Genomic DNA, 21,771 nt, shown 5'->3' with positions numbered 1-21,771 from the left:
GTCCACTCCTTCTACGTTGCTTCTGTTATTTTGTTTATCTTCATGCGTAGACGGTCAATCCGTTTACGAAGCACATCGAGCTCAGTTCGCCGATTCCCCTTAAGCCGCACACCTGTAAGGCGCCGCTGCGCGATCGCAAATGCTGTTTCAGCCAGCTCTAGCGCTTCAGCCAGCTGCTTCGTCTTGTGCTCATAATACATCGCAAGCTCAATATGCGCTTCATAATCCGGCCAAGCAGCATGTGCTGCTTCATCTACAGCCTTCTGCCACAATAACACAGCACGCTGCCAATTTCCACATTTCTTGTCTCGTTCCGCCAGTAAACACAAGCCTTTGAGCGTTGGACGGGGATGTTGGGCTGCAGCCGCATACAGCGGCTCAGCCAGGACTGATTTTCCCATTTTCTCCAGCCATAGCCCTGTTCGCAGCAGCTCCTCCGCTTCTTCCGGCATCTGAACCGTTCCTGTTCCTATTCTTCCGCCAAGCAAGTGGCCGAAACGGATTGCGAGCGCAGCAAGAGAGAGCATATCGATTTCATTGTGTTGAAATACGCCCAGCAGCGGCTCAGGCTTTCTGTCCGCTAAATATTGAAAATAGATAGCCGGTGCGAGTGAACCCGGTACATCGTCATGTCTGGTAATGCCAAGTCGTTCTTCTTCCACATGACTTAACCGACAGGATACCAGCGTGTTCCGCCAGACAGCTCGGGAAGGATGCAATAAATCGATATGGATTGGCTCCCATTTGAAATTGCGGAAGCCGTTTAGTATAAAACGATTGAATAAGACAGGCCAATCGAAAGTCCGACCATTGTAAGTTACTAAGTGAGTGAAGCTGGGCAGCAGGTTACACAGATATCCGATCATCGCCCGTTCCTCCGCCGGATGACGGATAAGCATTTGCTCGACAATGAACACGTCATCCTGCAAATAAGCAAGCCCTACCATGAAAGGGACATTGCCCGCTCCGACTCCAAGCCCGGTGGTTTCTAAATCAAGAAACAACAGATTCGTATAGCCAAGGTCAGCGGAATCGGGTTTGCGAAAAGCATCGAGATTGATCTGAGCTTCGGAGAGCTCGATCAGCTCATGAATACCGTGCTTATGCGTCAGAGGATAGCGGCTTTCCCGTACAAGAAATGCGCCTTCCGTCGATTGCACAATGCGCACACCGAGCTCATCCCACTCCGAAGATAACGTGTCATCATCGGCCGCTGCTGATGGGACAGCACCGACAGATGCTGCATGAGCCTGTTCACCGTCATGTAAGACAGATGCTTCTTCACCCTCAGCAATAACAGACGATTCCGCCAAAGTAACCATACCGGCAAGTCGTTCTTCTTGAGCAACTTGCGCGTTCTTCAATCGCAGCAGTCGATCCCGTAGCCCGCTCATAATCCCTCCAAGATGAACAGCGATTTGCTCTTCGCATTCATGCCTACGATTTCCGAGCCGATACAGGAAGGACAGCCCGCTTCACATGGGCATTTCTGAATGAGATTCTTCGCTGCTGCTTTGATATCATCGAAACGCTTATATACGTCTTCCGCTAACCCTATCCCGCCGGGATAATGATCATAGATAAATATTGTCGGCAGCTGCGAATGTTCAGCCCTGATCTGTGAAACGACATGGATATCGCTTCGGTCGCACATGACATGAACCGGCACAATATGCCGGATGACATTCGATATGCCCATTAGCAGCTGTTCCAGCGTTTTGGTTTCGATCGAAGGGTCGACCTCGCTAATCTCTACCCAGGTGGCGCTGGTATGCAATTCTTCTTCCGGAAGCTTGATTGGGCCGTATCCGATATTCTCGAAACTCGATAAACGGATTTTTTTGTACATCGTAGCCATGACATTAACGGCCGCGTCGCCGTAATGAATGGATGACATCCGTCTTTTCTTCGATAAATCGATGGACAAGACCTTTAATTTAACCGCCAGATTAGCGTCCGTATAATACTCTACGTCGACTTCCCGCACATAGGCCTTCTTGTGTTCCCAATCCAGCTTCTCTACTTGGAACTGCACGCCTTCATGCAAATAAATCGCTTCATCATGCAAGAGTGTCATGGCGCTGAATCGGTCCATCTCGCCAATAATTTTAACATTTCCTCGTTCGGATTGGTCGATAATGACTACATTTTCTTGCGCTGCGGAGCGCAGGCTCACTTCATGGGCAGGGAAGGACTGATTCGCCCAGTAGAATGCCCCTCCGGCTTGCGTAAGAACTCTCTCTTCTACTAAATATTCAAGAATATCAGTAATTTCCAGCGGACCGAATTCTTCCCCCAATTTGAGTGGAAGCTCGTAGGCCGCACATCGCAAATGGTCGACCAGAATCAATAGATTCTCCGGGTTAATGCGTGCCGATTCCGGGGAACGTTCAAAGAAATACTCCGGATTCTGCACGACATATTGGTCGATTGGTGTATTGCTTGCTACCATCACTACCAAAGCCTCGCCATGACGTCTACCGGCCCGACCTGCCTGCTGCCAAGTACTGGCGACGCTTCCGGGATACCCAGACATAATGCACACCTGCAACTGCCCGATATCCACGCCAAGCTCAAGTGCATTCGTACTGACTACGCCAACGATTTCACCGTTCCTTAACCCTCGTTCAATTTCGCGGCGCTGATTGGGCAGGTAGCCGCCTCGATAGCCCCGAATGGATTTGGCGCCTAGTTCGTTCTTCACTAGCTCCTGCAAATGACTTAGAATGAGTTCTACTCGGACTCGGCTGCGCGCAAACACGATCGTCTGCACTTTATTGGCCAGGAATTGTTTAGCTAATTGGTTTACCTCTACGGTTGCACTTTTGCGAAGATTTAAAGGCTTATTGATGATAGGAGGATTATAGAACACAAAATGTTTTCTTCCCCTCGGGGCGCCGTTATCGTCAACCAATCGCATGGGTTGACCTGTAAGTTGTTCAGCCAGCTCCTTCGGGTTCGCGATCGTCGCCGACGTACAGATGAAGATCGGGTCACTGCCATAAAACTTACAGATTCTCCGCAACCGGCGAATGACATTGGATACATGACTGCCGAAGACGCCTCGATAAGTATGCAATTCGTCGATGACGATATATTTGAGATTGCTAAATAAGCTGATCCATTTCGTATGATGCGGAAGAATAGCGGAATGCAGCATATCCGGATTCGTAATGACAATATGACCGACGTTCTTAACAATTTGCCGAATTTCCGGAGAAGTGTCTCCGTCATAGGTAAAACTTTTGATGTCGACTCCCATTTCTGCAATGATTTCGTTCAATTCACTCTTCTGATCCTGCGCCAGCGCTTTCGTAGGGAACAAATATAACGCGCGGCTTGCGTCGTCCTCGGCGATCGACTGCAATACGGGGAGATTATAGCAAAGCGTTTTACCCGATGCCGTCGGGGTTACAGCGACCATGTTCTCGCCTTTACGAATGGTTTCGTAAGCGGTGTACTGATGACTGTATAACTCTTCGATTCCTCGTTTACCTAAAGCCGCTTTAATTCTTGGATCTACGCTCTCGGGCATCGGCCTTGTTCTAGCTTCTATCGGTTCAACTTCGTGCCAGTTGATGACATTCTCGTTTGCTCGTAATTCCTGTATGAGATCAGATAAATTCTTCTTGCGCAGCATAATTATAACCCCCGTGATAGAACGACTGTTCCCCTCATTATAACCGCTCGGGTTAAAATAAAAAAAGCCCTATTTTTAACAAACGACAGTAGCCGCCCTCTCGCAGCCTGCGATCGGACGGCTTCTGGACGATCTCCATTAGTCGCCAAGGGTTGTTCTATATGGAACGCTTCACTTGGAATTCTGCATAATCGTACGCTGCGTCAGTATGCGGGAAAATCGTCCGGGCATCCGCCACCAGCTCCGCTACGGCTTCATCGTCGAATCGCGAGCTGAAGTGTGTGACCACCAATCGCTTAACCCCTGCTGCAGCCGCAATCTCTGCGGCTTGACGAATCGTAGAATGGCCGTATGCAGCCGCTTTCTCCTCCATTCCGCCTGCAAAGGTCGCTTCATGCACGAGCAAATCGGCACCTTCGGCCAGTCGAATCGCATTATCGCATGGCGTTGTATCCCCGAGAATGGTGACAATCCGCCCCGGCAGTTGCGGACCTACAACATCTGCCGAGGAAATGGTACGGCCATCCTCAAGTGTAATGGATTCACCGCGTTTGAGCTTCCCGTATAGCGGACCTGGCCGAACACCGATCTCAGCAAGCCGCGCCAAATGAAGCTGTCCTTGCTGCGGACGCTCGGTGATGCGGTAACCGAAGCATGGCAATCGATGCTCCAGCTCTGCTGCCTCAACTACGAAACGATCATCCGCTGCTACCTCGCCTGCAGTGACCTCTATAACTTCGAGCTCATAACCGAGATGAACCCCGCTATGTTGGAAGATCACGTTCAAATATTCTCTTAATCCGGCCGGACCATAGATCTGAAGCGGACCTGCCCCTTCAAAATACGTCCGACTGCTTAGCAGGCCGGGCAATCCATAGAGATGATCACCATGCAAATGGGTAATAAAAATTCGTTCCAATTTATTAAGCTTCAATCCGCCGTGCAGCAGCCGATGCTGCGTGCCTTCGCCGGTATCGAACAGCCAGAACCCGCAATGCGGTTCAGGAAGACAGAATGCAATGGAAGTCACATTGCGAGTTTTCGTTGGTCTTCCTGCGCTTGTACCGAGAAACGTGAGCTGCATGTGCATGCTCCCTCCAATCGCAATCCATATGCTATCTATAACAATACCCTCCAAAGCTGCAGCTTAACACTGCAAGTTCGGAGGGTACCTATGCTATCCGTTACGCCTTCTCTACGTTGAAATACTGCGCTTCCGGATGGGCGAATACCATCGCGGATACGGATGCTTCCGGCTCCATCATGAAACCTTCCGTCAATTGTACGCCGATATCCTCAGGTTTCATCAGCTCAAACAGCGGCTGTTGGTCTTCCAGATTCGGACAAGCCGGATAACCAAACGAAACCCGAATACCTTGATAACGAGCACCATGGCGCTGTTTCATCGTCATTTCCGGATGATCCGGGAAACCCCAAGTATCGCGCATCAAATGATGGACACGTTCGGCCATTGCTTCCGCAACTTCAAGTGCAACAGACTGCAAGGCATGGGAGCGCAAGTAGTCTCCGTTGTCTTTCAGTTCAGTTGCTTTCTCTCTTACGCCTTCGCCCGCTGTTACAACGAGGAAGCCGACGTAATCCATCTCGCCGCTCTCCACCGATTTCAAGAAATCTGCCAAGCAGAGATACGGCTCAACTTGCTGACGAGGGAACGTGAAACGTTTGATCTCGACACCGGGCTGACTCGGATCATAAATAATAATATCGTTGCCCGACGATTGTGCTGGGAAGAAACGGTACATGCCGTTAGCCTTCAGTAATCCTTTGGCAGCATCGGCAAGCAGTCCGTCAACCGTTTCCTTCAAATTCACGGCTTTCTCATTGCCTTCAGCAAGAAGCGTATCCACGTTGCCCTTTAAGCCCAAATGATGGCCAAGCAGCATCTGCATATTAATATAAGGCACGATGTGTGGAATCGGGACGTTACGAAGAACATGACGCTCTGTATCCGGCGGAATATAAACCGGCGCATCCTTGGACACATTCGATTGCACGGCTCGAGTCAGCTCAGGCAGAGGCTTCTTCTCCACTTCTTCCAAGTAGCCGGAAGCTTTGAGCGCAGCCATCTCCTCCTCGTAGACAAGGCGATGTTGTTTGTCCATCAGCTTGTTGGCGATGTCCAGACCATCCATAGCATCCTTCGCATACAGTACCAACCCGTCATATTCCGGTCCGATCCGATGCTTCGTGAATTTACGAGTGAGTGCCGCGCCTCCTACCAGAATCGGAGCGTCAATGCCTGCACTGCGCAAATCCTGCGCGGTCAATATCATCTGCTGCGCCGATTTGACGAGTAGACCCGAGAGGCCAATCGCATCAACCGGCTCTTTGCGGTAGGCTTCAATAATTTGTTCAGGCGGCACTTTAATGCCTAGATTAATAATTTTGTAGCCATTGTTGGATAAGATGATTTCGACCAGATTTTTACCGATATCATGGACGTCGCCTTTAACGGTTGCCAGTATGATTTTACCTTTAACGGCTGTTTCATTCTTTTCCATGAACGGCTCCAGATACGTAACAGAAGCTTTCATTACTTCGGCGCTCTGCAGCACCTCAGCCACGATCAGCTCATTTCCATTGAACAGCCGACCGACTTCCTCCATCCCTCTCATCAGCGCGCCGTTGATGATTTCAAGCGGTGCATACTTCTTCAGCGCTTCATCAAGATCCGGATAGAGTCCTTCCTTCGTACCTTCGACAACATAAGAAGCAAGGCGCTCCTCCAGCGTCAACGTGGAAATCTTCTCTTTCTTTACAACTTTCTTCTCACGGAAGGCTGCAACGAACGCCGCCAAAGTCTCATCGTTCGTATTATAAATCAATTCTTCAGCAAGACGGCGCTCTTCTTCCGGAATGGATGCATACCGCTCCAGTTTCTCCGTATTCACGATTGCATAATCAAGTCCGGCCTTCGTCGTGTGATACAGATAAACAGAGTTGAGCACTTCACGGCCCGCATCCGGCAATCCGAACGAGATGTTACTTAAGCCGAGAATCGTCTTCGCCTTCGGATACTTCGCTTTAATCATCTTAATGCCTTCAATGGTCTCAACTGCAGAACCGATGTACTGCGGGTCACCGGATCCAACAGGGAACATGTTCGGGTCGAAAATAATATCTTCCGGATTCATGCCATATTTCTCAGTAAGCAGCTCGTACGAACGAGTAGCCACTTCCATCTTCGCTTCGCGTGAAACCGCTTGTCCACGCTCATCGATAAGAATACAAACAACCGCTGCCCCATAGCGATGTATGAGCGGGAGAATTTTCTCGAACTTGGATTCGCCATCCTCCAGGTTAATGGAGTTGATGATCGCTTTCCCTTGGGAATACTTCAAGCCGAGCTCAATGATATGATCATAGGTGGAATCAAGCATGAGCGGTACTTTAATCTTCTTTACAACTTCAGGCAGAAAATGATGCACTGCATGCGCTTCATCTATATCCGTATCCTGCAAGTTTATATCAATAACATGTGCGCCGCCCTTTACTTGTGCACGGGCTATTTCGGACGCTTCATCATACTTCTCTTCTTTAATGAGGCGTTTAAATTTACGTGAGCCGGAAATATTCGTACGCTCGCCGATCATTATGGGACGGTTATCTTCTTCAATATAAACCGTCTCGATACCGGAAACCGCCGGCGGATGCTCCCCCGGTTTCGTACGCGGTGCGTAATTTGCCAAGGTTTCAGCCATAGCACGGATATGATCCGGCGTTGTTCCGCAGCAGCCGCCAGCGATATTTATCCAGCCATGCTCGGCAAAATCAGCGATTTTCCTCGCCAGCGATTCCGGCGATTCGTGATAATTCCCATTCTCATCCGGCAAGCCGGCATTCGGATAACAGCTGACTGCAGCATGCGAGATTGCCGAGAGTGAACGGATATGGTCACGCATAAACTCCGGTCCTGTCGCGCAGTTAAGCCCAATCGAGATTGGATTCATATGCTCAAGCGAGATATAGAAAGATTCAATATTTTGTCCGGCTAATGTCGTGCCCATCGGCTCGATTGTACCGGAGATCATGAGTGGAAGCGTAATGCCTGTTTCTTCGAAAGCTTTATGAATACCGATTGTGCCGGCTTTTACGTTCAGTGTATCTTGTGAGGTTTCCAGAAGCATGGCGTCGACGCCGCCTTCAATTAGGGCGAGGGCTTGCTCGTAATAGCTCTCGACCAGCTGATCAAACGTAACGCCGCCTGTTACGGACAGCGTCTTCGTAGTAGGTCCAAGTGCTCCGGCTACATAACGCGGCTTGTCCGGCGTGGAGTATTTATCTGCAGCAGCACGCGCAAGAGATGCCGCAGCAAGATTGATCTCTCTTGCTTTCTCCGGAATATCATATTCAGCAAGAACGACGCTCGTCGCGCCGAACGTATTGGTTTCAAGAATGTCTGCACCTGCAGCTAAATAATCTTCATGGATGCCTTGAATAACATCGGGACGTGTCAGTACGAGCATTTCATTACAGCCGTCCAGTTCTTCGCCGCCAAAATCCTCCGGCCCCAGATCCGCCTGTTGAATCATCGTACCCATAGCCCCATCGAGGATGAGAATTCGTTGTGCGAGCATATCCTGCATTGTCGGTTTCGTCAAAAGATGCACTTCCCTTCCGATAATCCAACTCACTGCCTTTACCCTAGCAAGGCGTGGTCGATTCAGCAAAAATCATTTCCCTATACTCTACCAGAATTCACCGCGCGTGCAAAGAACCTTTTCAGGTCATTCGTTTTGTTCTATAATTATTCTGATCGGAATTACGATTTTTGTGAAAAGAGGGATTAAACGATGGCAGAAATTCGAATTCGCAGCACGGATGAGCGCATCTCCGGCGAAGAGAACGTCCGCGCCTTTCTAGAGAAGCAAGAAGTGCTTTATGAGCACTGGGATGCAAGCAAGCTTCCAACTGAACTTCATAACAAATTTGTATTGAATGATGAAGAGAAGCAAACGATCCTCAGCACTTACGACGATGAAATCCGTGACCTTGCAGCGCGTCGCGGCTACAAAATTTGGGATGTCATTTCTCTGTCTGATGCGACCCCGAACATCGAGGAATTGCTGAAGAAGTTTGAGCAAATCCACATCCATACCGAAGATGAAATTCGCGGCATCGTGTCCGGACGCGGCATCTTCATCATTAAAGGTGACGAGGAAACCGGATATTTCGACGTTGAGCTGGAGGCCGGCGATGTCATATCTGTTCCGGAGAACAAAGCACATTTCTTCACGCTGATGGATAACCGCGAAATCATCGCTGTTCGCCTCTTCATCGAGAAGGACGGCTGGGTTGCCCAAAATATCGAAGATCCTACTTTCGCCTAATAACCTGTTTCGAAATAAGAAGACCCGTCCTCGGACGGGTCTTCTTTGTTGTGGTTTTATCAATGCTCCTTGCCCCCGAGTTACAGAAGCAAAGGCAGCAATTCTTCCAGATGTTTGATTTCATGCGAAGGAATAATTTCATCTGAACGCGTCATGCCGTGGCGATTAATCCAAACGGATGTCATGCCAATTGTATTGGCTCCCAGAATATCCGTTGTGAGCTTGTCCCCTACCATAATGCCATGGTTTGGCTCAACGCCGAGACGCTCTAGGGCATGATGGAAGATCGCAGCAGCAGGTTTGCCTTGGCCAAATTCACCGGAAATAATAATATGATCAAAATAAGGCACGATCGCCGGAACGCCAGCCAGCTTCTCACGCTGAAGATCAGGCGATCCGTTCGTCAGCAGCAGGAGCTTGTACTTGCCTTTGAGCTGATCCAAGATTGCAAACGTCTCTTCATATACATAGGGACGACTGCGACGTTCAGCCGGGAACTGTTCAGCGAGCTGAGCTCCGAGCTCTGCGTTGTCCACGCCGAGCGCCTTCAGGCCACGTGTCCAAGCTTCGCGGCGATAGGCCGGAGCGAGCTGCTGAAGCTTGCGGAACTCTTCTTGTTCCCCTTCCAGAAAGTTCGCCCACAGCCCCTCAAACGGATTGATTCCGATCATCTTGGTGAATGGGAACGTTTCATAGGATTCATAGAGTGCGCGAGCTTCACGGCGTACCGCGTCTTCCAGCGCTTTCGCATCCACTCCGGTTTGTGCTGCAGCGGTTAGACAGGTCGCATCGAATGCTTCCTGTACGCTTCGATCATCCCATAATAGTGTATCGTCGAGATCAAATAATACTGCTTGTTTAGCCATAATCGTGTCTGCACTCCACTTCCGTATTATTTTTCAGTAAACGAAATACCATGTTGAGCGGAGAACGTCCGCAGGCGTTCCGACATTTGATCCGTTGGGAAACGGTTAATGACGCGCGAGAACACCCAATTTCCGCCTTTATGCTGCTCAACAACAATGTAGCCCTTCTGAGAGGAGATGGCTTTAATGTTGTTTACATTGATCGAGCGATCGCCTGTGAACCGGCGGGAGCGGATATAGTCACTGCCAACCGATAGATACGGGCGGCGCAGCGTGAATAGCAAAGCTAGGATGACATAACAACCTACAGTCAGCCAGAACATATTGCCAGTCTGCTTGTACGTATCCGCAGTAACAGTCACGATTACATAGAAAAGGATGAACAACAGCAGGAATGCCGGCATCAAATAGCTTCTTCCTTTAAAAGTGTCGAGCTTCTCTGCACTTGATTTGGCAGCCATGAGCGGCGCCTTTCCATGCTTCTTACGTTGTTTGTTAATTTCTGCTTGATTCTTCTGTACTTTACGTTCCCACGATCTTGACAAGGGTGTTCCTCCTTCATAATCTTCAACACGCTGTAATCGTCTTACTCTAAGTTAGATCGGTCTGGCGAATTTCGCAATAAATCGGTTCGGATACTCGCTTGGCAATGCGCTTACTTCATCCAGCTTGTTCCATACGGAATCCGGCATCGTCCAACCGATCGCACCCATGTTATCTTCAAACTGTTCCAATGTGCTTGCCCCAAAGATTGGAGACGTAATCCCTTTGCGTTGCAGCAGCCAGGTCAGCGCAACTTGGGCAGGTGTACGATCTAGTTCCTTTGCTGCGCTTAGCACAGCGTCAAGCACTGCGAAATTACCCTCGTTAGCACGAACTGCCCAGGAGCTCTCGCCTTGCTTGGACGTTAATCTTCCACTTACAGGCTCTTCTTGCGTATATCTGCCTGTCAGAAAGCCTCCGCCTAGCGGTGCCCATGGGATAATTCCTACATTCTCTTCCAAGCATAAGGATAACATTTCGCGGTCCATTTCACGACTGACTAAGCTGTATTGCGGTTGAATGGAGATGAATCGGACATAACGATTCCAATCGCTGGTGGACAACGACTTCATAAGCTGCCAGGCGAAGAAATTGGAACAGCCGATATAACGAACTTTTCCTGAAGTAACCAGATCATCAAGAGCGCGAAGCGTCTCTTCAATCGGTGTTGCGTGATCCCACACATGCACTTGATAGAGGTCGATATAGTCGGTATCAAGTCTCTTCAAGCTTGCTTCGACGGCATCCATAATATGCTTTCTTGAAACACCGACGCCGTTTGGGTGATTCGCAGTCGCGAATCTCACTTTCGTTGCGAGCACAACTTCTGAACGTCGATCTTTGATCGCTTTACCTACAATCTCTTCAGAGCGGCCGGATACATACACGTTCGCAGTATCAAGGAAATTGCCGCCTTTCTCGAAGAAACGATTCATCATCTCTATGGAATCCGTCTCGCTTGTCGTATTACCGAACGTCATTGTACCTAAGCAAAGCTCCGATACGGCTAAACCGCTTCGGCCAAGTAAACGATATTGCATGCTACATGTCCTCCTTCAAATAGACTGCTGCTAATGCTTGATCGTATCTTCCCCGTTCTCTTCATCTTCCACATATTTAATGGTATCGAGTTGATTCCGGAAGTTATTCTTGAAATTCTCAAGGTATAGACGGCGAAGCTCGTCGCGTTCGACCAGTTCCTCCGGCGACAACCCTACGGTTTTGTTCTTTCTGGATAGTTCATTAATACGGGCGATAATCTTTTCCATTTCAAATAAGCTCCTTCCCTGATTCGGCCAACATGTCATTCTTTACTTTGACATTTTTAATTGCCCATTGTCAAGGCGAAATGGCCCTCTCTGAGGCTTGTTTTCACTTGTCTTCTCCATCCTCTTTCCACCTCGGGTGCACCTTATAATTACGATATGCCGCCAGAAATGAAAAAAGCCTGAGCAATAGAGACTCAGGCTTCTGAATGTAGATTCCTATGGATCATTCTTGTAAGTATGTATTGATTCTATTGAAGCTGTTTCGGCGAGCCCAGTTATTCAACAGGGATAATTAAGGATTGTCCGGCTTGCAGCGAGCTGGAGGTTAAGTTGTTCCGTTGTTTCAAGTTAAAAACAACATGACGAATATCTTCGCCTTCCTTACGAATACTGCTAGCGATGTTCCATAGTGTGTCACCTGAGCCAACAACTACAATCTGTTCCGAAGCAGTTGGCGCTGCAGGATATTCACTGTTCGCTTGGCTTGTCATCAGTGAGAGTCCTGTGAACAGCAGTACGAAGAACAGTGTTGCTACGGCTAGTCTCATTAATAGGCGTTCTGTTCTTCTCTCTTGCCAAGTACGCTTCACAGCGCGAGTATTCCGTGTATTGCGAGCTTCACCTTTATAATTAGAAGAGTAAGTGGACATCGTTGTCATCATTCTCCAGCACCCCAAACGTTTGTTCTATTTGATAAACCAAGAATAACACGAACGTTTGTTTGTGGTCAAGCGTTTTTGGAACATTTGTTCGTAAAAATATGCGAACCTGTGTTTCTCGAACTTATGTTTGTACGAACTCCGGTTCTGTGTTATAATTTGACACAAATGAAACTTTGGAGTGATTCCGGTGTCGAAACTTTCAAACCGCCAGCAGGCGATACTAGAATTCATTAAGACGGAAGTTCGCGAGAAAGGTTATCCGCCTTCCGTTCGCGAGATCGGTGAAGCGGTCGGACTCGCTTCCAGTTCTACAGTCCATGGCCATCTTGATCGCCTGGAGAAGAAAGGCCTTATTCGCCGTGACCCAACTAAACCTCGCGCAATTGAGATCTTGGACGGCGAAGACAACGAGATTCCATTCCCGCTCTCCATTGCTAAGGTTCCTGTGGTAGGTAAGGTAACTGCCGGTGTACCGATTACTGCAACAGAGAACATCGAGGATTACTTCCCCCTTCCGGCTGACAGGGTTGGCGACCACAATGTATTCATCCTGAACGTTGTCGGTGAAAGTATGATCGAAGCAGGCATTCATAACGGCGATTACGTCATTGTCCGCCAACAGCAAACCGCTTCCAACGGCGATATCGTCGTTGCGATGACAGAAGAAGACGAAGCAACTGTTAAGACCTTCTATAAAGAGAAGGATCATATCCGTCTGCAGCCGGAGAATTCCACGATGGAACCGATCCGACTGCGTAACGTCTCCATTCTCGGCAAAGTCATCGGACTTTTCCGCGACATCCACTAATCAACAAATGATAAGGGGCATTTCTTCTCGCTGCAGCAGCGTTAGGAATTGCCCCTTTTTCTGTCACCCGCCACGCAACGCCGATGTACCTCCATTATGTCAGCTAACCTACGATTTCGCGGAATAACAAATGACGATAGGTGAATTTACTGCTCTTGTATTTGAAGCTTAAGGCTATGCCGGAGAAATCAATTGTTATCGATTTAAGCGCGCATGCTGTTACTTTTCGTCGAATCAAGGCTGCCAATCGTGTTCGATTATTATTGTTCACGGCAGCCGCAACAGCAGCTGCGTATGTTGAAGAGGAACGAAGCGCTTTATAGAAAGGCAGAATTGCTCTTGCAATAGCTCGATGAATCGGGGTTGAGAATGTGAATTGCGTCGTTCCGGGTGGAATCGTCGTTCCGATGGAATATTGAAGGATCGGTTCAGGGAACTCAAAATCAAAGAAGTAACCTATGGCATTCGTAGAGAACCCATTTAATTTAGCAGAAGGCACAACCGACCTAAATAGAGCGGATAAGGTATCTAAATCCGCTCCGCGAATAGCCTTGGACCATTTCAGGGCATAGGAATAGTTCAGTACGATCTTCCTTAAGAATGGCACCATCGTTACTGCTACATGGGATAATATCGCTCCAGTTAGTCGAAACGGTTTCTCCGCTTTTGTCGCCGCTTGCTTCTTCACATACGCTGCCTCCTTCATGAATCGAATGGCTATTGTGGCATCGTATGCGAAAGCAGAGGTACAAGTGCGGAAGCACTAATACTCGAAGACACAAAAAACCCTTGATACCATACGGCATCAAGGGTTTCTTCGGTTCTAGTAGAGCGTCAAGTACTGATCGCGTTCCCACTCGTGGATTTGCGTGCGGTACATATCCCACTCGATTTCTTTAAGCTCATAGAAATGGGCAAGCGCGTGATCGCCAAGCGCTTCACAAATAACTTCGCTGCGAAGCAGCTCAGTCAATGCTTCTTTCAGGTCATCCGGCAAGGTAGGGATGCCCTCTTCGATACGCTCCTCATCCGTCATCACGTAGATATTACGGTCAGTCGGAGCCGGCAGCGGAGTTTTGTTGCGGATACCATCAAGACCTGCTTTAAGCATAACTGCAAGCGCCAGGTATGGATTAGCTGCTGGATCTGGACTACGAACTTCGATACGCGTGCTGAGACCGCGCGAAGCCGGGATACGGATCATCGGACTGCGGTTGCTTGCAGACCAAGCCACATAGCAAGGGGCTTCATAGCCAGGAACCAGACGCTTGTACGAATTTACGGTAGGGTTCGTAATCGCTGAGAAAGCACGTGCATGGTTCAGCATGCCAGCCATGTAATAACGAGCCGTTTGGCTAAGGCCCAGCTTGTCGCTCTCATCGTAGAACGCATTCACATTGCCCTTGAACAACGATTGGTGACAGTGCATACCGGAACCATTGACACCGAAGAGCGGCTTCGGCATAAACGAAGCATGCAGTCCGTGCTGGCGTGCAATCGTTTTGACAACCAGCTTGAACGTCTGGATTTGATCGGCTGCTTTGATCGCATCCGCATATTTGAAGTCGATTTCGTGCTGACCCGGAGCCACCTCATGGTGAGAAGCTTCGATTTCAAAGCCCATTTCTTCCAGCGTCAATACTATTTCACGGCGGCAGTTTTCCCCCAGATCCATCGGCGCAAGGTCGAAGTATCCGCCTTGGTCGTTAAGCTCTGTAGTCGGATTGCCCTTCTCATCTGTTTTGAATAGGAAAAATTCCGGTTCTGGTCCAACGTTCATCGCAGTAAAGCCAAGCTCGTCCGCTTCTTTCAGAACGCGCTTCAGAATGCCGCGCGGATCGCCGGCAAATGGTGTACCGTCAGGCATATATACATCACAGATCAGACGGGCAATACGATCTTCTGCAACCCATGGGAATACAACCCATGTATCCAGGTCCGGATAGAGGTACATGTCGGACTCTTCAATCCGCACATAACCTTCGATGGACGAGCCGTCGAACATCATTTTGTTATCGAGTGCCTTTTCCAGCTGACTTACCGGAATTTCGACGTTCTTGATCGTTCCCAGCAAATCGGTGAACTGAAGTCGAATAAACCGGACATTCTGTTCTTTGCAAATACGTCTGATGTCATCTTTGTTGTAGCTCACAGAATCATCTCCTTAAAGGCTAATTGGTTTGAATTACTTTTTGTTATAGAAACGGGACAGCTGGCCTTGAATCATAGATGCTTTGCCAGGTCTCTTCTCTAGCAACTGCTGCTTAAGCAATCGATGCAATTGGGCATCGGAGAGCTCGCGACGCTTCACTTCCGACAGCTCGCTGACGACGGTCGCGTCTTCGGATTCCTTGGATACAGGGTTCATTACTTGCTTAATACCCGCAATGTTAACGCCCTTCTCGATTAACGATTTAATCTCTAGCAGCCTCTCCACATCGTTGAACGAGAACAGCCGCTGGTTCCCAGACGTACGAGCGGGAACGATAAGTTCATGCTGCTCGTAGTAACGGATTTGCCTCGCGGTCAAGTCGGTCAACTTCATGACGATGCCGATCGGAAAAAGCGCCATATTTCTGCGTATTTCGTCACCCATGTCGCATCAACCTTCCAGTTTCTGATATATGCTACCATTGTACCGCTCTGCCAAAAACGTGTCAAGTCGTGTAAGGTTTAATTACAACCAACTCGCGTTCAGCAAGTACCGTTAATGCATTCAGAACACCGTATTTGACATGCGCGTAAGTAAGTCCGCCTTGCATATAAGCGATGTACGGTTCCCGGATCGGAGCGTCGGCTGACAATTCCAAACTGCCCCCCTGCATGAAGGTTCCCGCAGCCATTATCACAGGATGCTCGTACCCGGGCATATCCCACGGTTCCGGTACCACATGAGCATCGACCGCCGATGCTTTCTGCACACCTTGTACAAAGGCAATTAGCTGTTCCGCTCGATCGAAGCGAATCGCTTGGATCAAGTCCGTTCGCGGCGCATCGTAACGCGGATTGCTCTCGAAGCCGAGCATCTCGAACATGGCCGCGCCGAAGACGCTGCCCTTGAGCGCTTGTCCGACCAAATGAGGTGCCAAGAACAAGCCTTGGTACATCGCACGAAGCGTCCCGAGCGTGGCTCCAACCTCGCCGCCGATTCCCGGTGCTGTTAGTCTGTACGCCGTCAGCTCTACAGCTTTCTTCGTGCCGGCAACGTATCCGCCGGTCGGGGCAATACCGCCGCCCGGGTTCTTGATCAGCGAGCCGGCCATTAAATCAACGCCGACTTCCGTCGGTTCCAGCTCTTCGGTAAACTCGCCGTAACAGTTGTCCACGAAGACGTACACGTCAGGCTTTAATGCCTTCACCTGCTTAACCATTTCTCCGATTTCAGCAACCGTGTATGATGCACGCCAGTCATATCCGCGCGAGCGCTGAATGCCAATGACTTTAGTCCGCTCTGTCATGCGTGCCGCGACCGTCTCCCAGTCGATCGAGCCATCCCCTAATGGAGCGACCTCCCCGTAGCCGATGCCGAAATCCTGTAGGGAGCCTTTCCCATCACCGGGTTTACCAATGACTTTATGCAGCGTATCATACGGTTTCCCCGTTATGTATAACAGCTCGTCCCCCGGACGAAGAAGCCCAAATAAGGCGCAGCTGATCGTATGGGTACCGGATACGAAATGAGGCCTGACAAGCGCCGCCTCCGCGCCCATAACGTCCGCATATACCAAGTCCAGTACTTCGCGTCCACGATCGTTATAGCCATATCCCGTCGACCCGTTGAAATGATAATCGCTGACGCGGTGCTTCTGGAAAGCATCAATAACCTTCCACTGATTGCGCTCACTGATGCCATCGATTGAACGAAAAACAGGGGCGGCCTGCATCTCTGCAGCCTCCGCCCACTTCGTTAACTCTAACCAATTTTCACTCTCTTGCTGTTTCACTTTCCTCTGTCTCTCCTCATGTATCTCATCTTTATCGAGTTGTTATACTTGTTCCGCATAAGCTGCAAGACGGTGCCCGTGCACTTCGAAATCTTGCTTGTTCAGTTCTACGGTCAGCTTAATAATGTCCCCATCGACAGCTTGCTCAATGACGTCGCCTGTGCGGTAAGCTAACGCGATCAGATCGCCACGATCGGCCGGCAGCTTGAACACACGCGTATCTCCGCTGAGCTTATCTTGAACCGTCTGCAGCAGTCGCTGCAAATCATCTTTATTGAACGCGCTCATGACGAGCGTATCTTGTCCGCCTGCACGAATGAACTGATGATCGTCGCCTAGGCACATATCGATCTTGTTATAGACCATAATCGTCGGTTTGCCGTCAGCGCCAAGGTCACGCATGATGTTGTTCACGACGGAGATTTGCTCCTCGCGCATTTCAGATGCACTGTCAATGACATGAAGCACCAAATCCGCTTCGCATACCTCTTCCAGTGTTGCCCGGAAAGCCGCAACCAAGTCATGCGGAAGATTCTGAATAAATCCTACCGTATCCGTCAGCACCACTTCTTTGCCGCTCGGAAGCTCTAAGTTCCGGGATGTAGGATCCAGCGTAGCGAATAATTGGTTCTCAACATATACGTCGGCTTGCGTCAATTCTCGCAATAGCGTTGATTTACCTGCATTCGTATAGCCTACTAAAGCAACCTGCTGCACGCCGGACTTCCGTCTGCGCTCACGGTGCAGCGTACGGTGCTTCACGACCTCATCCAACACGTTCTTCAGATCGGTGATCCGATCCCGGATATGACGGCGATCGGTTTCAAGCTTGGATTCACCGGGACCTCGCGTCCCGATACCGCCGCCAAGCCGCGACAGATTCTTGCCGTGGCCGGAAAGTCGCGGAAGCAAATAGCTAAGCTGAGCAAGCTCAACTTGAATGATCCCTTCACGCGTCTTTGCTCGCTGAGCGAAGATATCGAGGATCAGCTGCGTCCGGTCGATGATTTTCAAATCCAGCGCTTCCTCCAGGTTACGAACCTGTGCGCCGGACAGCTCCTGATCGAAGATGGCCGTTGTTGCACCCAGCTCCTCCGACATTGCCCTTAGTTCCTCGACTTTGCCTTTACCGATAAACCACTTTGTATCGACTTTCTCTTTGTTCTGCGTTATCGACGAGAGCACTTCCACGCCTGCTGTTTCGGCCAAGCTCACAAGCTCCTGCAGAGAAAGCTCAGGATCGCTTGAGCCCCGTTTAATATTCGGTGTCACCAAGCTGACAAGTATCGCTCGGTCTTGTAAATCCGTATCGGTATCATACGTAGATTGACGCATAGGTTGATTGCCACTCCTTCATACGTGCCTGTTACTTTTCCCACTTTAAATCTTCCGGACGAACCGCCATCAGCTCTTGTTTCCCCGGTGACCCTGTAGGATACTGATTCAATAAACGCACCGCTTGGTGCCGAAACGCCTTCTCGATCACGTTACGCACATAGCGTGCATTGCTGAACGCAAACATAGTCATCGTTTTCTCTTGCATTAAATGCTGACGCAGCTTAAATACAGACTGCGGCATGAGTGTATAGTCCCGATCCTTCGCCATCAGCTCCGCAATTTGAATCAGCTGATCAATCGAATAATCCGGGAAATCGATCTGAATCGGAAACCGCGACGGAAGTCCGGGGTTGGTTAAGAGGAAATGCTCGATCTCAAGTGGATATCCGGCCAAAATCAACACAAATTGGTTCCGATGATCCTCCATCGCTTTGACCAACGTATCGATCGCTTCTTTTCCAAAATCCTTCTCCCCGCCTCGAGCCAAGCTGTACGCTTCGTCCACAAATAACACGCCGCCCAGCGCCTTGCGCACCAAATCACGTGTTTTCTGCGCCGTATGCCCGATATATTCCCCGACGAGATCCGCCCGCTCTACCTCGATCATATGCCCTTTAGAGAGCACGCCCATCTTGTTAAACAGCTTGGCAACGATTCTCGCAATCGAAGTTTTGCCGGTACCCGGATTTCCTGTGAAAATCATATGATACACATGCGAGCCGCTTGTCAGTCCGGCATCTGAACGCATCCGGGTAATCTGCAGCAGCGCATAGATTTCATAAATAAGCAGCTTTACATTATCAAGACCCACCATCGAATCAAGCTCACGCCCGATTTCGAGAAACGGATCATTGGCGGATAACGGTTTGGCAACCGCTACCGGTTCACTCTCCAGCGCTTGCGCCGAGCTGCTTGTGGATGCAAAAGGCTCACTGCTTCGCAGCACCACATTGATCTGCCGCGAAGGTCTGCCGCTGCCGTTCCCTCCTGTTGATACAACTCGTTCGTCCATCTGCTTCATCACCTATCCTTCGCTGAATCATCGGCATAAGCTGCACGTATAATCCATTGTATTCTAGTGATTTCAGCCATATTAACAGTTTTCAAAGGGAGCCGCGCTCCGCTCTACATCAGAACGAATTCGGCAGTTGGACGCCCATTCGAAGCAGCAATTCATCCATTTTCCACTTCGTAAATGCCAGCACTTCACGAGATTGATTGAACGCAATAGACAAGACTTGAGACTTCAGACCAATTGCAGTCGTTTCTGCAGGGTAGTTCAGATAGGAAGCGATATCAGCAGCTCTCGGAGCGTGAAAATCATGCGATAAAACCAGCAGACTCGTCCAGCCCCGCTTCATCGCCAAAGGCTTGCTGAACAATAAATTCTCGTAGGTGCTTCGGGAGTCTTCCTCCAGCACCAGCCGTTCAGCCGGAACCCCTTTGGACACCAAGTAATTCCGCATCCCTTCTGCTTCTGAAAGCGTTGACCCATTATGATCATGTCCGCCGGACAGAATGAAATACTTGACGTTGCCCTGCTTGTACAATTGAAGGCCCAAATCTAACCGCTCACGCAGTCCGGGGCTTGGCTGATCAGACCATAACGCTGCACCCAGAATGATAGCAGCATCCGCTTTGGGGACAGGCTTAGGCATCTCATAGCTGTTAATGACCCACAGCAGATAAGCACACCAGAATGCCCCTAGGGCCATGACCCAAGCGCAGATTCGCAACAGGAGGAAGAATTTGTTCGTCCGTCTGCGCGCACTGCGCTTATGGGGTCGTTTAGAAATGACCGTTTGCTTCATGATTCACTTAGCTCACCGTTCTGGGCAAGTGCCTTTCGATGTTTCAGACTAAGTGTGAAATAACGGAACCGTCCGTTACGTATCGTGGACAAGAGTCGGCCCGCTGTCTTGCGTGCGAGCGCGGCATCTTTGTTCGTCACCGTTCCTTGACTCACGGCTTCCTCCAGTTCATCTTCATCCAGAAGGAATACCTCGCCGCTCGGAAGCACGACAACATCCAGATACAAATCATCGAACCAAGGCACCTGTTGATCCGTCAGACCTTGTGTCTTGCAAATATCGATATACCATTGAACGACCCGGTTCTTATCATCGAACATCGTCGTTACGACAAAGTGTTCACCGCGAGGGAAATGCTGCATCCACAAATATCCGCGGTCAGCCAGGCATAATTTCCGCCCATTGTATTCTTTCCAAAGCGGTTCGCGCAATTCGTGAATGCGGTAGAACGTCACAAGTCCTTTAAACTCGTCTGCGTCCATCGCGAGGCACGTATAGCTTCTACGCAGGATGCGGCGCCAATTGGCTCGGTCAGAAAATTTTCGTTTCATACGGAACGACCTTTCCGTTAGGATCGCGCCCTTAAGTTGCGGCGCAGAACGCATACAACTGCACGACTGGTTCCTGTCAAATACTCATGCAGCAGGGTAGAATTACCTCATTAAAAAAAGCTTACCACAACTTACCGTCTATCTCCAGCGACCCGGGAAAATAAACCAAGCCCTCCTTGTCCGAGTATAAAAATAAGGAGAACAGCGCGGCTGCTCTCCATGTGGGACTTGCTTATTTCTCCGAAATGCTGACAGATTCGATCGTTACATCCTCTGTCGGCTTGCTGTCCGTCGGTTCGCCATTACCAGGTCCAACCGGCGTATTCGCAATTGCCGTAACGATATCCATCCCCTTCGTAACCTTACCGAAGATCGTATAATTAGGCTGCGTGTTCAGGAAATCAGCGCCGGTACCGGTGCAAATAAAGAACTGGCTGCCGCCGCTCTCGGGCTGCCCTGTATTCGCCATGGCAAGAATGCCTGCCTCGAACTTATGTCCGTTATTAAACTCATCCGGGATCGTATAGCCGGGACCGCCTGTTCCGTTACCCAGCGGATCTCCGCCTTGAATCATGAAATCCTTGATGATCCGATGAAATTTAACGCCATCATAGAATTTCTCTTTAGAGAGGAATACAAAGCTGTTAACGGTTTGGGGTGCATCCTTTGCAAACAGCTCAATAGTGAACTCACCTTTGTTTGTCTTGAATGTGGCGTTGTAGGCCTTCTCCTTGTCGATCGCCATAGCAGGCATCTCCGACCAGGACTTCGGCGATTCTTCCTCGTTTGCAGCACCGCCTGTAGTGTTGTTATCTACTGATTCTGTAGGTGTACCTTGGTTCTCTTGAACCGAGTTGTTGGTTTTGGCTCCACATCCAGCCGTAACAATTAACATGGCTGATAGGATGAATACGAGTGCAGTCCGGTTCATCATAATCTGAAAATCCTCCAAGCGTTGCGTAATGGTAGTCAGCATCTGTGTCGATGAC

20 protein-coding genes are annotated in these 21,771 nt (G+C 49.6%); 2 read left to right on the top strand and 18 right to left on the bottom strand.

Annotation, left to right across the window (positions count from 1 at the left end; genetic code table 11):
- Positions 1–11 precede the first annotated feature (11 nt).
- The 4 genes from AC0YNS_RS08650 to metH all read right to left on the bottom strand — a co-directional run bounded on the left by AC0YNS_RS08650 (position 12) and on the right by metH (position 8,262).
- A complete protein-coding gene (locus tag AC0YNS_RS08650; protein ID WP_475780590.1) occupies positions 12–1,394 on the bottom strand; it encodes a ribonuclease H-like domain-containing protein in 1,383 nt (460 codons plus the stop codon).
- On the bottom strand, positions 1,391–3,637 hold the full coding sequence (locus AC0YNS_RS08645; RefSeq protein WP_475781004.1) for a DEAD/DEAH box helicase: 2,247 nt from the start codon (positions 3,635–3,637) through the stop codon (positions 1,391–1,393). Before AC0YNS_RS08645 ends, AC0YNS_RS08650 begins: the two co-directional genes overlap by 4 nt.
- 160 nt (positions 3,638–3,797) lie before the next feature.
- Positions 3,798–4,724, bottom strand: coding sequence for a ribonuclease Z (gene rnz, locus AC0YNS_RS08640; RefSeq protein WP_475780589.1), 927 nt, complete (start codon positions 4,722–4,724; stop codon positions 3,798–3,800).
- Positions 4,725–4,824: 100 nt separating this feature from the next.
- Positions 4,825–8,262 (bottom strand): methionine synthase, encoded by a 3,438-nt coding sequence (gene metH / locus AC0YNS_RS08635; RefSeq protein WP_475780588.1) that lies wholly within the window; start codon positions 8,260–8,262, stop codon positions 4,825–4,827.
- Between the two features lie 192 nt (positions 8,263–8,454).
- Between metH and AC0YNS_RS08630 the strand changes: the two genes are divergently transcribed.
- Positions 8,455–8,991, top strand: a complete 537-nt coding sequence (locus tag AC0YNS_RS08630; RefSeq protein ID WP_475780587.1) for a 1,2-dihydroxy-3-keto-5-methylthiopentene dioxygenase — start codon at positions 8,455–8,457, stop codon at positions 8,989–8,991.
- 80 nt (positions 8,992–9,071) lie between these two features.
- On the opposite strand, the gene AC0YNS_RS08625 is transcribed toward AC0YNS_RS08630, so the two are convergent.
- From AC0YNS_RS08625 to AC0YNS_RS08605, 5 genes are all read right to left on the bottom strand, one after another.
- Positions 9,072–9,857, bottom strand: a complete 786-nt coding sequence (locus AC0YNS_RS08625) for an HAD family hydrolase (protein WP_475780586.1) — start codon at positions 9,855–9,857, stop codon at positions 9,072–9,074.
- Between the two features lie 26 nt (positions 9,858–9,883).
- Positions 9,884–10,402: a hypothetical protein gene (locus AC0YNS_RS08620; RefSeq protein WP_475780585.1), complete on the bottom strand. Its 519-nt coding sequence runs from the start codon at positions 10,400–10,402 to the stop codon at positions 9,884–9,886.
- 51 nt (positions 10,403–10,453) lie between these two features.
- Positions 10,454–11,440: an aldo/keto reductase gene (locus AC0YNS_RS08615; protein ID WP_475780584.1), complete on the bottom strand. Its 987-nt coding sequence runs from the start codon at positions 11,438–11,440 to the stop codon at positions 10,454–10,456.
- Between the two features lie 30 nt (positions 11,441–11,470).
- Positions 11,471–11,668 carry a DUF896 domain-containing protein gene (locus AC0YNS_RS08610; RefSeq protein ID WP_475780583.1) on the bottom strand — a complete coding sequence of 66 codons (198 nt, stop codon included), beginning with the start codon at positions 11,666–11,668 and terminating at the stop codon, positions 11,471–11,473.
- A gap of 275 nt (positions 11,669–11,943) precedes the next feature.
- Positions 11,944–12,330, bottom strand: coding sequence for a LysM peptidoglycan-binding domain-containing protein (locus tag AC0YNS_RS08605; RefSeq protein ID WP_475780582.1), 387 nt, complete (start codon positions 12,328–12,330; stop codon positions 11,944–11,946).
- 187 nt (positions 12,331–12,517) lie between these two features.
- Here AC0YNS_RS08605 and lexA point away from each other — a divergent pair, with 187 nt between their 5' ends.
- On the top strand, positions 12,518–13,138 hold the full coding sequence (gene lexA, locus AC0YNS_RS08600) for a transcriptional repressor LexA (RefSeq protein WP_475780581.1): 621 nt from the start codon (positions 12,518–12,520) through the stop codon (positions 13,136–13,138).
- A gap of 103 nt (positions 13,139–13,241) precedes the next feature.
- On the opposite strand, the gene AC0YNS_RS08595 is transcribed toward lexA, so the two are convergent.
- From AC0YNS_RS08595 to AC0YNS_RS08555, 9 genes are all read right to left on the bottom strand, one after another.
- Positions 13,242–13,826: a hypothetical protein gene (locus AC0YNS_RS08595; RefSeq protein WP_475780580.1), complete on the bottom strand. Its 585-nt coding sequence runs from the start codon at positions 13,824–13,826 to the stop codon at positions 13,242–13,244.
- Between the two features lie 135 nt (positions 13,827–13,961).
- Entirely contained in the window at positions 13,962–15,290 is a 1,329-nt protein-coding gene (gene glnA / locus AC0YNS_RS08590) for a type I glutamate--ammonia ligase (RefSeq protein ID WP_475780579.1), read from the bottom strand.
- 33 nt (positions 15,291–15,323) lie between these two features.
- Positions 15,324–15,734 (bottom strand): MerR family transcriptional regulator, encoded by a 411-nt coding sequence (locus AC0YNS_RS08585; RefSeq protein WP_090985346.1) that lies wholly within the window; start codon positions 15,732–15,734, stop codon positions 15,324–15,326.
- Between the two features lie 61 nt (positions 15,735–15,795).
- Positions 15,796–17,082 (bottom strand): methionine gamma-lyase family protein, encoded by a 1,287-nt coding sequence (locus AC0YNS_RS08580; RefSeq protein ID WP_475780578.1) that lies wholly within the window; start codon positions 17,080–17,082, stop codon positions 15,796–15,798.
- 42 nt (positions 17,083–17,124) lie between these two features.
- Entirely contained in the window at positions 17,125–18,417 is a 1,293-nt protein-coding gene (gene hflX, locus AC0YNS_RS08575; RefSeq protein WP_475780577.1) for a GTPase HflX, read from the bottom strand.
- A 31-nt stretch (positions 18,418–18,448) separates the two neighbouring features.
- The gene (locus AC0YNS_RS08570) at positions 18,449–19,432 is read right to left on the bottom strand and encodes an AAA family ATPase (protein ID WP_475780576.1); all 984 of its coding nucleotides are present in this window, start codon (positions 19,430–19,432) and stop codon (positions 18,449–18,451) included.
- Positions 19,433–19,550: 118 nt separating this feature from the next.
- A complete protein-coding gene (locus AC0YNS_RS08565) occupies positions 19,551–20,231 on the bottom strand; it encodes a YdcF family protein (RefSeq protein WP_475780575.1) in 681 nt (226 codons plus the stop codon).
- A complete protein-coding gene (locus AC0YNS_RS08560) occupies positions 20,228–20,782 on the bottom strand; it encodes a ribonuclease FAU-1 family protein (protein WP_090985338.1) in 555 nt (184 codons plus the stop codon). Before AC0YNS_RS08560 ends, AC0YNS_RS08565 begins: the two co-directional genes overlap by 4 nt.
- A 232-nt stretch (positions 20,783–21,014) precedes the next feature.
- The gene (locus AC0YNS_RS08555; RefSeq protein WP_475781003.1) at positions 21,015–21,713 is read right to left on the bottom strand and encodes a peptidylprolyl isomerase; all 699 of its coding nucleotides are present in this window, start codon (positions 21,711–21,713) and stop codon (positions 21,015–21,017) included.
- Positions 21,714–21,771 lie beyond the last annotated feature (58 nt).

Source organism: Paenibacillus sp. J22FR21 (assembly GCF_056269135.1).
The sequence above is the reverse complement of the archived record's forward strand: the minus strand, read 5'-3'. Positions and strand labels throughout refer to the sequence as shown.

What these genes read in the sequence shown, in the direction of transcription:
- AC0YNS_RS08650 (WP_475780590.1), bottom strand. Translation starts at nt 1,394, where the DNA reads ATGAGCGGGCTACGGGATCGACTGCTGCGATTGAAGAACGCGCAAGTT.
- rnz (WP_475780589.1), bottom strand. Translation starts at nt 4,724, where the DNA reads ATGCAGCTCACGTTTCTCGGTACAAGCGCAGGAAGACCAACGAAAACT.
- AC0YNS_RS08630 (WP_475780587.1), top strand. Translation starts at nt 8,455, where the DNA reads ATGGCAGAAATTCGAATTCGCAGCACGGATGAGCGCATCTCCGGCGAA.
- AC0YNS_RS08625 (WP_475780586.1), bottom strand. Translation starts at nt 9,857, where the DNA reads ATGGCTAAACAAGCAGTATTATTTGATCTCGACGATACACTATTATGG.
- AC0YNS_RS08615 (WP_475780584.1), bottom strand. Translation starts at nt 11,440, where the DNA reads ATGCAATATCGTTTACTTGGCCGAAGCGGTTTAGCCGTATCGGAGCTT.
- AC0YNS_RS08610 (WP_475780583.1), bottom strand. Translation starts at nt 11,668, where the DNA reads ATGGAAAAGATTATCGCCCGTATTAATGAACTATCCAGAAAGAACAAA.
- AC0YNS_RS08605 (WP_475780582.1), bottom strand. Translation starts at nt 12,330, where the DNA reads ATGATGACAACGATGTCCACTTACTCTTCTAATTATAAAGGTGAAGCT.
- AC0YNS_RS08585 (WP_090985346.1), bottom strand. Translation starts at nt 15,734, where the DNA reads ATGGGTGACGAAATACGCAGAAATATGGCGCTTTTTCCGATCGGCATC.
- hflX (WP_475780577.1), bottom strand. Translation starts at nt 18,417, where the DNA reads ATGCGTCAATCTACGTATGATACCGATACGGATTTACAAGACCGAGCG.
- AC0YNS_RS08570 (WP_475780576.1), bottom strand. Translation starts at nt 19,432, where the DNA reads ATGGACGAACGAGTTGTATCAACAGGAGGGAACGGCAGCGGCAGACCT.
- AC0YNS_RS08565 (WP_475780575.1), bottom strand. Translation starts at nt 20,231, where the DNA reads ATGAAGCAAACGGTCATTTCTAAACGACCCCATAAGCGCAGTGCGCGC.
- AC0YNS_RS08560 (WP_090985338.1), bottom strand. Translation starts at nt 20,782, where the DNA reads ATGAAACGAAAATTTTCTGACCGAGCCAATTGGCGCCGCATCCTGCGT.
- AC0YNS_RS08555 (WP_475781003.1), bottom strand. Translation starts at nt 21,713, where the DNA reads ATGAACCGGACTGCACTCGTATTCATCCTATCAGCCATGTTAATTGTT.